The organism is Psychrobacter sp. LFX-11D (genome assembly GCF_904846475.1).
GTDB classification, from domain to species: Bacteria; Pseudomonadota; Gammaproteobacteria; order Pseudomonadales; family Moraxellaceae; genus Psychrobacter; species Psychrobacter cryohalolentis.
The window spans coordinates 44016-58265 of record NZ_CAJHAV010000009.1 but is presented as its reverse complement, the minus strand read 5'-3'; the positions used below and the strand labels follow the sequence as shown (position 1 = coordinate 58265).

Genomic DNA, 14250 nt, shown 5'->3' with positions numbered 1-14250 from the left:
CGCGCTCATAATACGCTGTCAGATGATTATAAAGATAACGGAGAAGCAACTTGAAAGATTTACTCGATATCATGCAAAGCCCTACCAGCAATGGTAACCATGAGTTTGATAGCATCCAAATTACCTTGGCATCGCCTGACGTTATTAAGTCATGGTCGCATGGTGAAGTAAAAAAACCTGAAACTATTAACTACCGTACGTTCAAACCTGAGCGTGATGGTCTTTTTTGTGCCAAAATTTTTGGTCCAGTAAAAGATTTTGAATGTTTATGTGGTAAATACAAGCGTCGTAAGTTCCAAGGCGTTATCTGTGAAAAATGTGGCGTTGAAGTCACGACCGCTAAAGTTCGTCGTGACCGCATGGGTCATATCGATTTAGCGAGCCCTGTTGCGCATATTTGGTTCTTAAAATCATTGCCAAGCCGCATCGGTCTATTGCTAGACATGACACTTCGTGATATCGAACGCGTTTTGTATTTTGAAAGCTACATCGTGACTGAGCCAGGTCTGACTTCTTTGGAGAAGTATCAGCTGCTTGATGACGAAGATTATTATAAAGCCCTTGAAGAATTTGGCGATGAATTCACTGCCAAAATGGGTGCGGAAGCGGTTCAAGACCTTTTAAAAGATATCGATTTAGATTTAGAGATTGATGAGCTGCGTGAAGCGATTCCGCAAACGGGTTCTGAAACCAAGCTTAAAAAGATGTCTAAGCGTCTTAAATTATTAGAAGCATTCAGTGATTCTAATAACAAGCCTGAGTGGATGGTAATGAATATCTTACCAGTACTACCACCAGATTTGCGTCCGCTAGTACCACTAGAAGGCGGTCGTTTCGCAACATCAGATTTGAACGATTTATATCGCCGTGTTATTAACCGTAATAACCGTTTAAAGCGTCTGCTTGAGTTAAGTGCTCCTGATATCATCGTACGTAACGAAAAACGTATGTTGCAAGAATCAGTAGATGCCTTGCTTGATAACGGTCGTCGCGGTCGTGCCATTACTGGTAGTAACAAGCGTCCATTGAAATCTTTGGCTGATATGATCAAAGGTAAGCAAGGTCGTTTCCGTCAAAACTTACTAGGTAAACGTGTTGATTATTCTGGTCGTTCGGTGATCGTTGTTGGTCCAACCCTACGTCTACATCAGTGTGGTCTACCAAAGAAAATGGCACTTGAATTGTTCAAGCCATTTACTTATAACAAACTATTGTCTCATGGTTTGGCGACGACGATTAAAGCTGCCAAAAAGATGGTAGAGCGTGAAGAGCCACAAGTGTGGGATATGCTGGCCATGGTTATCCGTGAGCATCCAGTACTCCTTAACCGTGCGCCAACACTTCACCGTTTGGGCTTGCAAGCATTTGAGCCAGTACTAATCGAAGGTAAAGCCATCCAGCTACATCCTCTAGTTTGTACCGCGTTCAACGCTGACTTTGATGGTGACCAAATGGCCGTTCACGTGCCATTGACATTAGAAGCTCAGCTTGAATCTCGTGCGCTCATGATGTCGACCAATAACATCTTGTCTCCTGCGAACGGTGAGCCAATCATCGTACCATCACAGGATGTTGTATTGGGCTTGTATTACATCAGTCGCTCGTCAGTAAATGCCAAAGGCGAGGGCATGATTTTTGCTACCGTTAATGAAGCATTGCGTGCGATTGGTTCAAACGATTTACATGTTAACGCCAAGATTAAAGTTCGTGTCACTGAAACACATATTGATGATGATGGCAATCGTACTAAAGAGACGAGTATCAAAGATACCGTTGCTGGTCGCTTGTTAATCTGGAACATCATGCCTGTTGGTATGTCGTTTGACGAATGTAATGAAGAGATGACTAAGAAGAATATCTCTAAACTGATCAACTCTTGCTACCGTAAAGTGGGCGTAAAAGAAAGTGTTATGTTTGCTGACCAATTGATGTATCTTGGTTTTGCACAAGCGACACTATCTGGTGTGTCTATCGGTATCGATGACATGGTTATTCCACCACTGAAAAAGCAAATCATCGAAGTCGCTGAAGCTGAAGTGCGTGAAATTGAAGACCAATTTGAGCAAGGCTTTGTAACGGCTGGTGAGCGTTATAATAAAGTGGTCGATATTTGGTCACGTACCAATGACAAAGTCGCTAAAGCGATGATGGACAACTTAGCGACTGATAAAATTATCAACGCTAAAGGTGAAGAAGAAGAGCAGAAGTCATTTAACTCTATCTTTATCATGTCAGATTCTGGTGCTCGTGGTAGTGCCGCCCAGATTCGTCAGCTTGCTGGTATGCGTGGTTTGATGGCTAAGCCAGATGGCTCAATCATTGAAACACCAATTAAAGCGAATTTCCGTGAAGGTTTGACCGTACTTCAGTACTTTATCTCAACGCATGGTGCGCGTAAAGGTCTTGCGGATACGGCATTGAAAACAGCTAACTCAGGTTACTTGACGCGTCGTTTAGTTGACGTAGCACAAGATTTGGTTATTACCAGTGATGACTGTGGTACTGAGCAAGGCTTGCTCATGAAGCCACATATCCAAGGTGGTGAGATCATTGAGAAGTTGGGCGAGCTAGTACTAGGTCGTGTAACGGCACGTGATGTCACTTATAACGATAATGCTGAAAAAATCTTGATTCCAGCGGGTACGTTGATCGATGAGCATTGGGTTAAAGTACTAGATAACAATGCAATCGATGATATTTGGGTACGTTCAGTGATTACTTGTAATATCGAACATGGCGTTTGTTCACAGTGCTATGGTCGTGACCTTGCTCGTGGTCATAAAGTGAATATCGGCGAGTCTGTTGGTGTTATGGCGGCGCAGTCTATCGGTGAGCCTGGTACTCAGTTGACTATGCGTACTTTCCACGTTGGTGGAGCGGCAAGTTCTGCTTCTGTGGACAACAGCATTTCAGTTCGTAGTGCTGGTCAAGCGCATTTTGAAAACATGAAGACTGTACAGCATACCGATGGTCATTTGGTTATCGTATCGCGTTCAGCTGAAATCGCCTTGACCGATGAGCTTGGTCGTGAGCGTGAGCGCTATAAAGTACCTTATGGTTCAAGCGTTCTTGTAAAAAATGAAGACCAAGTTGAAGGTGGTCAAACCATCGCTAAGTGGGATCCGCACACGCATCCTATTATTACAGAATTCGCGGGAACCGCACGTTTCAGTGAGATTACTGATGGCTTAACTGCTACCGTAAAAGTTGATGATGCGACTGGTATGAGCTCGTTTGAGATTCTAGCTACTCGAGATCGTTCAAGCTCAGCAAAAGACTTACGTCCGGCGATTATCTTGAACACAGACGAAGGTAAAGAAGTCGTTTACTTCTTACCTGCTGAAACCATCATTCGCGTTAGCGACGGTGAGAAAGTTGCAGCTGGTTCGATTCTAGGTCGTGTACCACAAGCGTCTTCAGGTACTAAAGATATTACCGGTGGTCTGCCACGTGTAGCTGATTTATTCGAAGCACGTCGTCCAAAAGATCACGCTATCATGGCTGAAATGACGGGTGTTGTTAGCTTTGGTAAAGAAACTAAAGGTAAAAATCGCTTCATTATTACTAATGAAGATGGTGAGATTCATGAAGAGCTGATCCCGAAATGGCGTCAGATTAACGTCTTCGAAAACGAGACGGTTGCTCGTGGTGAGGTTATTGCTGATGGTCCACAAAATCCGCATGACATCTTACGTCTGAAAGGACAAACCGCGCTTGCTGACTATATCGTTAACGAAGTACAGGACGTTTATCGTCTGCAGGGTGTAAAAATTAACGATAAGCACATCGAAGTTATTATTCGTCAGATGTTGCGTAAAGTTGAGATTACTGATGGCGGCGATTCAAACCACTTTAAAGGTGATCAAGTAGAATATGCTGATATCAAAGCACTGAATGCCAAGCTGGAAGCGGAAGATAAATTCCCAGTGCAGTTTGAGCGTCAATTACTTGGTATTACTAAAGCAAGTTTGGCAACCGAAAGCTTTATCTCAGCCGCATCGTTCCAGGAAACGACTCGTGTCCTAACGGCTGCTGCGGTTACTGGTAAAGTGGATGAGTTACGTGGTCTGAAAGAAAACGTAGTCGTTGGTCGCTTGATTCCGGCTGGTACTGGTCTTGCTTATCATAAAGCTCGTAAAGAAAAAGCAGAGCAAAAACTGCAAGATAAAGACTTAAATGCGGCGTTTGATATGTCAGCAACGACTGATGCGACAGACTTTGCAAGCTTCGATGAAGCCTTTGCTCAAGAATTGAATCAAGGTAATCATTAAACTAGATAGCATTTAGTTATTTGAATAAATAAAAAAGCCAGCCTAAGTTGCTGGCTTTTTTTGCTTTAAAATTCCATCACAACAAGTTTTTTCTTGGGAAATGATGAGATAAAATAGTACACTGCATAACTTAAATAGTTAGAGATTTTGGCTCTAGTATTCATAAGTATTCGTAATTTCCGATTATTTTTAGCAGTACTCACTAAAAAGGATAAGCGCATGGCAGATAAAACTCGCGTTGCCAAATATCAAGCTGACCGTACCAATCAAAAGCTGTATTTTTGCCGCCTTGCCTGTCAAGCCGCTGCAGACACGACTGACAAGCAGTTATATCAAGCACATTGTGAGACCGCTATTTTTCATCTATACGGTACGTTTTTAGCTTTTTTACAAGAGCTTGGTCACTTTTATAATATAACGTTGACGACGCCGACATTGCTAGATATCGAAGAAGCACTGATCGAGCGTACGCAAGTATCACCTGAAGTGCAGCGTCTAAAGCAGTTACAGCAGCAAGGATTTCTGGCTGATATAGAACATGCCTATCAGCGTTGTCTATATGCCGTGATATCTGAGCATTCGGTGGATAAGGCGGCTGACGACAAAAAACAAATGCCTGATTTGATTGTCAATGTAGTAACACTTTCCAATCAATGGTTGCCAGATGATGCGACCATACGTGAATGGCGCCAACAGTTTTTGGAGCTGATTGAGCAGCTACGTGCTGGTATGGTGGAATTTTAGTTCTTATGGCTTAGATTATATTTTCAAAGCTTCGTTATGAGTACTTAATGATTAGCTGCTACCTTTAAGCTGAGTAGGGCACAAAATTAAATGCAATTGAAATATGTCCTATAAAAAAGGCTGGCTCAGTGTTTACTGAACCAGCCTTTTTAAATGTATCAATATAGAAAGCAGTCTATTACTCAGGCATCGCTGGCATACGTTCTACAGGCTTGACTACTAATGGTTTTGGTTTCTGCGCTGGGCTATTAGTAATACCATTATTAGCAGGTTTAACATCGGTCGTAACTGCCGGCGTTTCAACAGGTTTTGGAGCAGGTGGCTGGCGCTTCTGAATAGATGTCTTTACTGGTTTTTCCGATTTGCCTGTATCAGTATCTTCGCCATCAAGTTCAGTGACCCCTTCATCCATCATCTCTATAATGTTTTGCTTTTGTTTCTTGGACTTGGCACGGTTATTAATAGAGACCCATTGGCTAGGCGTGTCGTTAAGTTGGGCTTTCATAAAATCCATCCAAACGGGTAGGGCTGCCACACCACCATATTCGCGACGACCCATGGTTGATGGTTGGTCAAATCCCATCCAGACGACGGTAGCATTGGTAGGATGGAAGCCTGCAAACCAAGCATCTTTCGCTTCATTGGTGGTTCCTGTCTTGCCGCCAATATCATCACGTCCCAAAGATCTTGCTTTAAACGCTGTACCACGCTGTATTACATCACGTAAGATATCTGCCATCTCATAAGCGACTTTAGGCTTTAAAATACGCGGAGCTTGTTCAGCGCGTACGTACTGTACAACAGGTGCATTTAGGCGATCTGATTCTGGACTGGCATCGTAAATGCTCAAATCAATCTTATTACTGTCTTTAGTAGGGGTGTTACTCTTGTCAGCCTCTATATTAGTTTCTGTATTTTTACTTGCCGGCGATTCTTTAGCGTCGCCTGTTTTAACGTCTTCAGCTACTTTTTTACTTTCCTCTATTTTTGCATCATATTCTTCAGTTAGTTTTTTATTGACATCGTCGAGCTGCTCATTGAAACATAGGGCACAAGCTTGCTGAGGATTGGCTTGAAATAAAAGCTTATTATTATAGTTATAAATTTGTTCAATAAAATAAGGTTGAATGCGATGCCCGCCATTGGCAAAGGTGGCGTAAGCGGTTGCCATTTGTAATGGGGTTGCTTGACCTGTACCCAACGCTAAAGACAAAGTAGTTGGCAGCTTCTCTTTATCAAGACCAAATTCATCTAATAAGTTGCGAGCGTCAGAGATACCAATTGCTTGCAGCAAGCGAATAGATACTAAGTTACGTGATAAATAAAGTCCGCGGCTTAACGTGATATCACCTAAGAAGCGACCATCAGAGTTTTTTGGTTTCCAGTCACCTACTTGCAGCGGGCGATCCGAAACTATACTATCTGGACGATAGCCTTTTTCTAATGCTGCTGTATATACAAGGGGTTTAATGGTGGAACCCGGTTGACGCCAGCCCTGCAGAGCACGGTTAAATTTACTATGGTTAAAATCAAAGCCACCGACCAAGGCACGAACGCCACCGGTATCAGGATTCAGAGAAACCAAACTACCTTGTATCTCAGGTATTTGACCAAGCTGCCAGCCACCACTAGCAGTCGGTATCAGGCGAATAATATCGTTCTTACTCACTATTTGGCTGGCATTGCTTGGAAAATAACCAATGCGATCAGCAGAGATGTATTTACGTGCCCAGCGCATACCAGACCAATTAACGGTCACGCTTTCTCCTGAAAGCATGGTTGCCTCAAAACTACTGGTATTCACTTTAGTGACTTTGGCAGGCGACATATTGCTATAGCGACTGAAATTCTTTAGCGGTTCATCATTTGCTTCGGCGCCACGCCAGCCATGGCGATGCTCGTAAGCAACCAAGCCAGATAAAATTGCCTTTTCTGCATCTATTTGCGCTTGACTATCAACCGTCAAGCGTACACGCCAGCCGCCATGCATAACTTGCTCACCATAACGATCAACCAGAGCTGCGCGCGTCATTTCGGCCAAATACGGCATATTAACATCCAGCTTTTCTTGATAAAGCTTAATACCAATGGGCGCATTAATGGCTTCGTCATATTGGGTTTTGTCGATGTAACCCAATTCATGCATGCGACCAATAATCCAGTTACGGCGCGTGAGCGCACGGCTTGGATTGGCAACAGGATTGTATTTAGAGGGCGCTTTCGGCAAACCTGCAAGCATTGCCATCTCAGCAATGGTGAGATTTTCTAACGATTTACTATAATATTTTTTGGCAGCCGCACGAATACCGTAAGCGCCTTCACCTAAGTAAATTTTATTGACATAAAGGGTAAGAATGTCGTTTTTACTCAGCTCGTCTTCAATCTTACGGGCTAAAAATAATTCCGTTAGTTTGCGATTTAACGTGCGATCTGAGCTTAGAAAATAATTTTTGGCGACCTGCATGGTGATGGTCGAGCCACCTGTTTGGCTTTCATCATCCGTTACCACTTCGGTGACCGCGCGCCCTAATCCTTTAATACTAATACCGCTGTGCTGAAAAAATGAAGAATCTTCTGCTGCCAAAAAAGCATGGGTCAAGTCTTCCGGTATCTCTTCAAAGGTAATAGGCAATGATAAACGGTTGCCATATTGCCCAATCAATTTGTCATCACTACTATATATCTGTAATGGCATCTCTAAAGTTGCCGTTTTAATCTCTTGTGTGCTTGGCAACGTTGGCGATAAATACATCGCCATACCATAGAAGCCAATAGGAACGGCAAGCGCTAATACAACCGCCAACGCTAGACAGGCAATGAAAAGCCCCACCAAAAAGTGAATGAGACGAACGGTGGCATTTTTTTTGGTCATAGTCAGACTTATCGATTAAGGTTTGCAACAGATAAAAAACATTATACCTTGAACAAAATAGCCAAGTAATAATAAATGTGTAAGTTAGCCTCTACAGGACATTTAAATGCTTGAATCTATCTGTTAAGTAAAGTATTGTACTAAATTATTACAAATAACTATCAGATTGTACACTTAATATAAGGTATAGAGTTTGTGAGGCTATTTACTTCTAAGAGTCGACATTTGATTGGCGTGGATATCTGTACCACCTCAGTGAAGTTGGTTGACATACAGCGCCAACAAGGCGTTTTCCACCTAAGATCTTATGGTACTGAAATATTACCTGAAGGCGTAGTCATCGACAAACTCATTGTAGACACGGAAGTGGTAGGCAATACTATAGCAGGCTTGGCAAGGCGTTGCCAAGCGGCGGGTAGTAGTGCAGCCACAGCAGTCTCAGGATCAGCGGTGATTACTAAAATCATCGATATGGATATGGTGCTAAGTGACGTTGAGCGTGAAGCTCAAATTCGTTTGGATGCTGACCAATACATACCTTATCCGCTAGAAGACGTCAATTTGGACTTTGAAGTATTGGGTCCCTCTCTTATTAATGATGACATGGTGCAAGTACTGCTTGCCGCCTCTCGTTCAGAAAACGTTGACCAAAGAGTTGATGCCTTAACCTTTGGTGGTCTGCAAACCAAGGTAATGGATATTGAGTCGCATGCCATTGAGCGTGCTTTTGGCTTGATGGCAGACAGTCTGCCAAACTTGCCAGATTTGGTGGCGCTGGTTGATATCGGACACAATCAAACAACATTATATGTCGCCAAAAATGGCGAGTTTATCTATAGTCGTGAGCAGTTATTTGGAGGCAGTCAGCTGACGGAAGCCATCCAAAACCGCTATGGTTTGTCTGCTGAAGAAGCTTCTATTAGTAAGCGCGAGCGTGCTCTACCTGATGATTACTATACTGATGTCTTAACACCATTTATAGAAAATACCATCCAACAAATCACTCGCTCTTTACAGTTTTATTTCTCCTCAAGTCAATATAGTAGTATCGATCATGTGGTCCTTGCTGGTGGCAGTAGCTCTATTGCGGGTCTTGCTGGCATGGCGCAGCAGCGATTGGGCGTGCCTGTGAGTATTGCAAATCCGTTCATTAATATGACTATTGCGCCGCATATCGATCATGAGCAACTGGCGATTGATGCACCCAGCTTAATGGCCGCTTGCGGTCTGGCGTTAAGGAGCTTTGACTAATGGCTCGTATTAACCTACTGCCCTGGCGAGAAGAAGAGCGTGCCCGCCGCAATAAAGAGTTTATCACCTTGGTGGTGGCAGTGACACTGTTGTCTCTGCTTGCAGCATTTGCGACGTGGAGTTATTTTAATAACGAACTTGCTGAACAATTAGATGCCAATGCACTGATTGAACAAGAAAACGCTCGCTTGGATAAAGCGTTGGTCGAGATTGATAGCTTAGAGCAGCGCCGTGAAGATATCATCTCACGTATGCAAGTTATTCAAGACTTGCAAGGTCGACGTCCTGTACCTGTACGTCTATGGGATGATCTTGCTAAAGCCATTCCGCCAGCGCTTTATTTGAATAATCTAAAACGTGAAGGGGATGTATTAACATTGACAGGTCTTGCTGACAATCCAAACGTGGTATCAAGCTTGATCCGTAATCTTGATAGCAGTAAGTGGATGGGCGATTCAGCCGTAAGTAATATTCAGCAAAACATTACCGCTTATCAAGCAGCCCCCGTTTTGGAAAATACGGTCACTACGCCAGGTGAACAACCGCGTCCTATTTATCCTGAAGACAGCTATGTGCAGTTTGTGATCACGACTAAAGTACAGTCTGAATCAGCCGTTCCTGTAGAAGGTGCTGATGGCGCTATTGTACTTGGAGGTGAGTTATGAAACTGACCCGTAAAAAAACCCGTATTAAACTCAAAAAGACGGTGATAAGACAAAGAAAACAGTTTGATTTAAATGAGTTTCGCCGCAGTTTTGAGTCATTGGATTCTGAAAACTATGGTAGTTGGCCGCTCCCTGTTAAAGTCACCGTCATTGGTTTTATTATTGCTTTGATTGCTGCTTTGTCATGGGCATTACCAATCAGCAGTAAAATCGATGAAATTACAGCAGCAGAAAGCCAACAACAAACCTTGCTCGATAGCTACCGTGAAAAAGAATCGCGCGCGCGCCATCTACAAGCTTATCAAGCTCAAGTGATTCAAATGGAAGCGGAGTTTAATACTTTGCTTGACCAGCTACCAAAAGATACCCGTGTATCAGAATTGGTTGAGGGTATCAATATGACGGGCGTGGGCAGTAACATCCGTTTTCAGGACATATCTGTCGAGCCTGAAATTGAAAATGAATTCTTTATTGAGCAGCCTATTCGTATTGCAGCGTTGGGTGACTACCATCAATTTGGTAGTTTTATCAGTGGTTTGGCAGCTTTACCAAGGATTATCACCATGCACGACTTCGAAGTCAGTAATCCGCAGCCAACCTTGGATGTTTTACCCGAGCTAAATTTGGTATTGCAAACCAAAACCTATCGCTCAAAAGAAGCGGTCCCTGAAGGTGATGCAGTGGTGGCTGAAGCTGTACCCACCGATGCTGCTGCAGGAGGCAACTGATGACTAGCCAAAAATTGCCTAAGTTAAGGTTATTGCTGTTAAGCGCTACTATTTTATCTCTAACGGGTTGTACGGATCGTATCGGTTTAGCAGAACAGGCAATGGCTGATATCCGTAACCAGCCTGCGCAGCCGATTGAGCCTCCTCCTCAGGCCGAGCTGGTAGAAGATTTTGTCTATAGCGCCAGTGCGCAGCGTAGTCCATTTTTGCCACCGAGTTTAGTGAACGTACAAGGTCCGACCACCTTTATTGACGGGGTACGTCCTGATATAACTCGAGTCAAAGAACCGCTTGAACAGTACGAGCTGACACAACTGATTTTTCGCGGTGTGGTTATCTCGCCTGAAGGTCAACAGTACGCTTTAGTACAGCGTCCTGATGGCTCAGTTGCTAGTGTTAGAGTGGGTAATTATCTTGGATTGAATGACGGTCGTATTGTTGAAATCACGCCGACTCAGATTAACTTGATTGAAATTGTGCCAGACAGCCGTGCTGGGTTTGTTGAAAAACCCCAGTCGCTGGTGTCCCCTATAAGCTAAGTCGGCAGATTTTTTGAGGAATAAATAATGACAGTACGCAATAACAAGGTAATGACGATGAGCAACCGCGTATCTTCTACTTTTGCCATCTCTGCATTGGCAATGAGTATGGTAGCTGTAAGTAGCAGTGCCCATGCCGAGCAGCGCATCAACACTGTCTCTGTGGTGCAGACTGCGCCAGCCGTAACGCAAATGCGTTTAGGGTTTTCAGGTGCGCCAGTATTACCAGCCGCTTATCAGCTCGACAATCCTAGCCGTTTGGTGCTGGATTTTGAACAGGTGCAAAACGGTCTTGCTAGTCGCTTTAAAGAATATAATATCGGTATGGTCAATGAGGTCACCACCTTAAATAGTGACAATACCACCCGTCTTATCGTTGGGCTAAAAAAGACGGGCAACTATACCACCGCGATTGATGGCAATGAATTATTGCTGACGATTACGGACCCTAATCGTCCAGTGATTGCTCCGGTGGTCACGAAAGTCATTACCAACGACCCTGTACAAGATGTCCTAAATGGCAATTCGGCTATTACTACCACGGCTGTGGTTACGCCCATTGTTGAAACCAGTAGCGTTGCTGTTGCGCCTATTAGAACCACGGTCACAAAAAACCAAGTACCTGCTGACACCATGGTCGTACGTGTCAACCCTTTATTAAGCCCACAACTTGCCTCTGCACAAGTCAGCAAGCAGTATAGCTATGATGGGCTAAGCGCTGTGAATTTTTCAGCAGGGAATGATGGCGGTGGTAACGTTAGTATCTCACTTGCCAATGAAGCGATTCCTGTAGACGTTCAGCGTCAAGGTAATAAGCTGGTTGTGCGTTTGACAGGCAGTACCGTACCTAGAAATCTGCTACGCCGATTGAATGTTAACGGTGGTTTGGTAGACAGTATTGATACTAAAAACCAAGGTCAAAATGGTGTTATTACCATCAATATGAAAGACGACTTTGAATATCAAGCCTATCAATCAGGCAGTCAGCTCAATATTGGTATCAGACGACCTGAGCTGCTACGTGAGCCGACGCTTGAAGAAAAAGTCTATACTGGTGCAGCGCTATCTATGGAGTTTCAAGATGTTGAGATTCGTAGTGTCCTAGATATCTTAGCGCAGTTTACAGAGATGAATATCGTTGCTAGTGATTCGGTCGCCGGTAATATTACCTTGCGCCTTATCAACGTACCTTGGGATCAAGCACTTGATATCATTCTTAAAAGTAAAAATTTGGGCAAACGTGAAAACGGTAACGTAATTTTGGTTGCGCCTTCAACTGAGCTTGCTGAACAAGAAGCACGTGAGCTTGAAGCCCAGCAAGCGGTTGAGTCTTATGCACCGTTACGTACTGAATATATCCGTCTAAGCTACGCAAAAGCGGCAGATGTCCTAACCCTGATCTCTCAAGGTAGTGGTGGAGCCTCTGGCGGTAGCAATACTGGCAGCGCCAATGCTAATACTAAAGATAGCAATAGCTTGCTCTCTAATCGTGGGACGGTAACAGTCGATGAGCGTACCAATACTTTGATTGTTAAAGATGTGGCAGCCAGCATTGAAAATATCCATAAGCTGATTGGTAAAATCGACATTCCTGTCCGTCAGGTCATGATTGAAGCGCGTATCGTTAGCGCGACTGATAGCTTTAGTAAAGAGATTGGCGTGCGTTGGGGTATCTTATCAAATGGCGCTGCCAATAACCGGAACTTGTTGGTCGGTGGCAGTAACCAAACTTTATGGGACTTAAAAGATTTTGATGTGCAGACCACGACTATTAATGGTCAGACCGTCTCTTATCCTAAATACGATATCACTCGTCCTGACAATCTAAACGTTGATTTAGGCGTTGATAATCCAGCAGGTCGTATTGCCTTTGGTCTGCTAGGTATTTCTGATTTTATGCTCGATCTCGAATTGTCAGCCATGCAAGCAGACAACCGCGGTGAAGTGATTTCTACGCCGAAGATTTTGACCTCTGATAAGCAAACGGCAAAAGTATCTTCTGGTACGCAGATTCCTTATCAAGAAGCATCAGCAAGTGGTGCAACTACTACTAGCTTTAAAGAAGCTGCTTTAAGTTTGGAAGCCACGCCAAATATTACTCCAGATGGTAAGATTGGTTTGCAGCTGCTAATCACCAATGGCACACCGACCATTATTAATAATCAGGTTGCCATCGCTGAAGACTCGATTTCTACCAACGTTATTGTTGAAGATGGTCAAACCATTGTATTGGGCGGCGTCTTTAAAAACCGTACTAATAATGGCGTCGATAAAGTACCTTTCTTAGGTGATTTGCCTTATATCGGTCGTGCCTTCCGTAAAGACGTGCGCAGCAATACCAAAGAAGAGCTGCTGATATTTATCACGCCGAAACTGATCAATGATGGTATTAGTCGCTTAGATTAGTCAGATTTTAGTTGGTTTTGAGTCATAAAAAGCAAGCCTTAGTGCTTGCTTTTTTAATGGTTGATTTTTAGGCTGGCAAGGATTTTACTAACAATAATCACAGCTCATTACTAGCCAGAATATCAATGACGTTGTATCATACCTAATTTAGCTGAGTGAGTACTATGGTTGAGGAATTACCGTCGGTATTTTTGGTAGGGCCGATGGGAGCAGGGAAGACCACAATCGGCAGATTACTGGCAAAGCAGCTCGGGCGCTCGTTTGTAGACAGCGATTGGTATATCGAATCGCAGACCGGTGCCGATATCGCTTGGATATTTGCCAAAGAAGGTGAAGCAGGCTTTCGAGAACGGGAAACGCGTGCAATCGATGAGCTAACACAGCAACCGCAAATTGTTTTAGCGACTGGTGGCGGTGCTGTGATGGCAGCTGAAAATCGTGAGTATTTAAAGCAGCGCGGTATCGTTATATATCTCAATGCGCCTGTCGATGTACAAATGGCTCGTACTGCGAAAGACAAATCGCGTCCTTTATTACAGCAGCCAAACCCTAGAAAAATACTGCAAGGTTTATATAGCGCGCGTGATCCATTGTACAGGGAAGTAGCACATATCATTATGCCAACAGGACATACGTATCCACGGCACATGGTCAATCAATTATTACAGCAGCTTAACTCATTTTGTATCTCTACGTCTGTCGATTCAGAGCCTGAAAAAGACTGATGTCAAAAAATGACTAGTATGACCAATATTATCGAATACCTATTTAGTT

At 43.6% G+C, this 14250-nt stretch carries 9 protein-coding genes; 8 read left to right on the top strand and 1 reads right to left on the bottom strand.

Annotated features, from left to right (window positions below; translation table 11 throughout):
• The first annotated feature begins 50 nt into the window (after positions 1-50).
• Positions 51-4271, top strand: a complete 4221-nt coding sequence (gene rpoC / locus JMX75_RS08155) for a DNA-directed RNA polymerase subunit beta' (RefSeq protein WP_133104815.1) — start codon at positions 51-53, stop codon at positions 4269-4271.
• 219 nt (positions 4272-4490) lie between these two features.
• Positions 4491-5015 carry a DUF6586 family protein gene (locus tag JMX75_RS08150; RefSeq protein ID WP_201531950.1) on the top strand — a complete coding sequence of 175 codons (525 nt, stop codon included), beginning with the start codon at positions 4491-4493 and terminating at the stop codon, positions 5013-5015.
• Between the two features lie 178 nt (positions 5016-5193).
• Here JMX75_RS08150 and JMX75_RS08145 read toward each other — a convergent pair whose 3' ends face one another.
• A complete protein-coding gene (locus tag JMX75_RS08145) occupies positions 5194-7887 on the bottom strand; it encodes a penicillin-binding protein 1A (RefSeq protein ID WP_201531949.1) in 2694 nt (897 codons plus the stop codon).
• Positions 7888-8082: 195 nt separating this feature from the next.
• On the opposite strand from JMX75_RS08145, the gene pilM reads away from it, so the two are divergent.
• The 6 genes from pilM to aroK all read left to right on the top strand — a co-directional run bounded on the left by pilM (position 8083) and on the right by aroK (position 14201).
• On the top strand, positions 8083-9138 hold the full coding sequence (pilM, locus tag JMX75_RS08140) for a type IV pilus assembly protein PilM (RefSeq protein ID WP_201531948.1): 1056 nt from the start codon (positions 8083-8085) through the stop codon (positions 9136-9138).
• Entirely contained in the window at positions 9138-9803 is a 666-nt protein-coding gene (locus tag JMX75_RS08135; protein ID WP_020444315.1) for a PilN domain-containing protein, read from the top strand. The genes pilM and JMX75_RS08135 overlap by 1 nt, the downstream gene beginning before the upstream one ends.
• Complete coding sequence (locus JMX75_RS08130) at positions 9800-10531, top strand: type 4a pilus biogenesis protein PilO (protein ID WP_201531947.1); 732 nt, start codon at positions 9800-9802, stop codon at positions 10529-10531. The genes JMX75_RS08135 and JMX75_RS08130 overlap by 4 nt, the downstream gene beginning before the upstream one ends.
• On the top strand, positions 10531-11070 hold the full coding sequence (locus JMX75_RS08125; RefSeq protein WP_181209614.1) for a pilus assembly protein PilP: 540 nt from the start codon (positions 10531-10533) through the stop codon (positions 11068-11070). The genes JMX75_RS08130 and JMX75_RS08125 overlap by 1 nt, the downstream gene beginning before the upstream one ends.
• Positions 11071-11097: 27 nt before the next feature.
• Positions 11098-13476 carry a type IV pilus secretin PilQ gene (gene pilQ, locus JMX75_RS08120; protein WP_201531946.1) on the top strand — a complete coding sequence of 793 codons (2379 nt, stop codon included), beginning with the start codon at positions 11098-11100 and terminating at the stop codon, positions 13474-13476.
• A 164-nt stretch (positions 13477-13640) separates the two neighbouring features.
• Positions 13641-14201, top strand: coding sequence for a shikimate kinase AroK (gene aroK, locus JMX75_RS08115; RefSeq protein WP_011514481.1), 561 nt, complete (start codon positions 13641-13643; stop codon positions 14199-14201).
• Positions 14202-14250 lie beyond the last annotated feature (49 nt).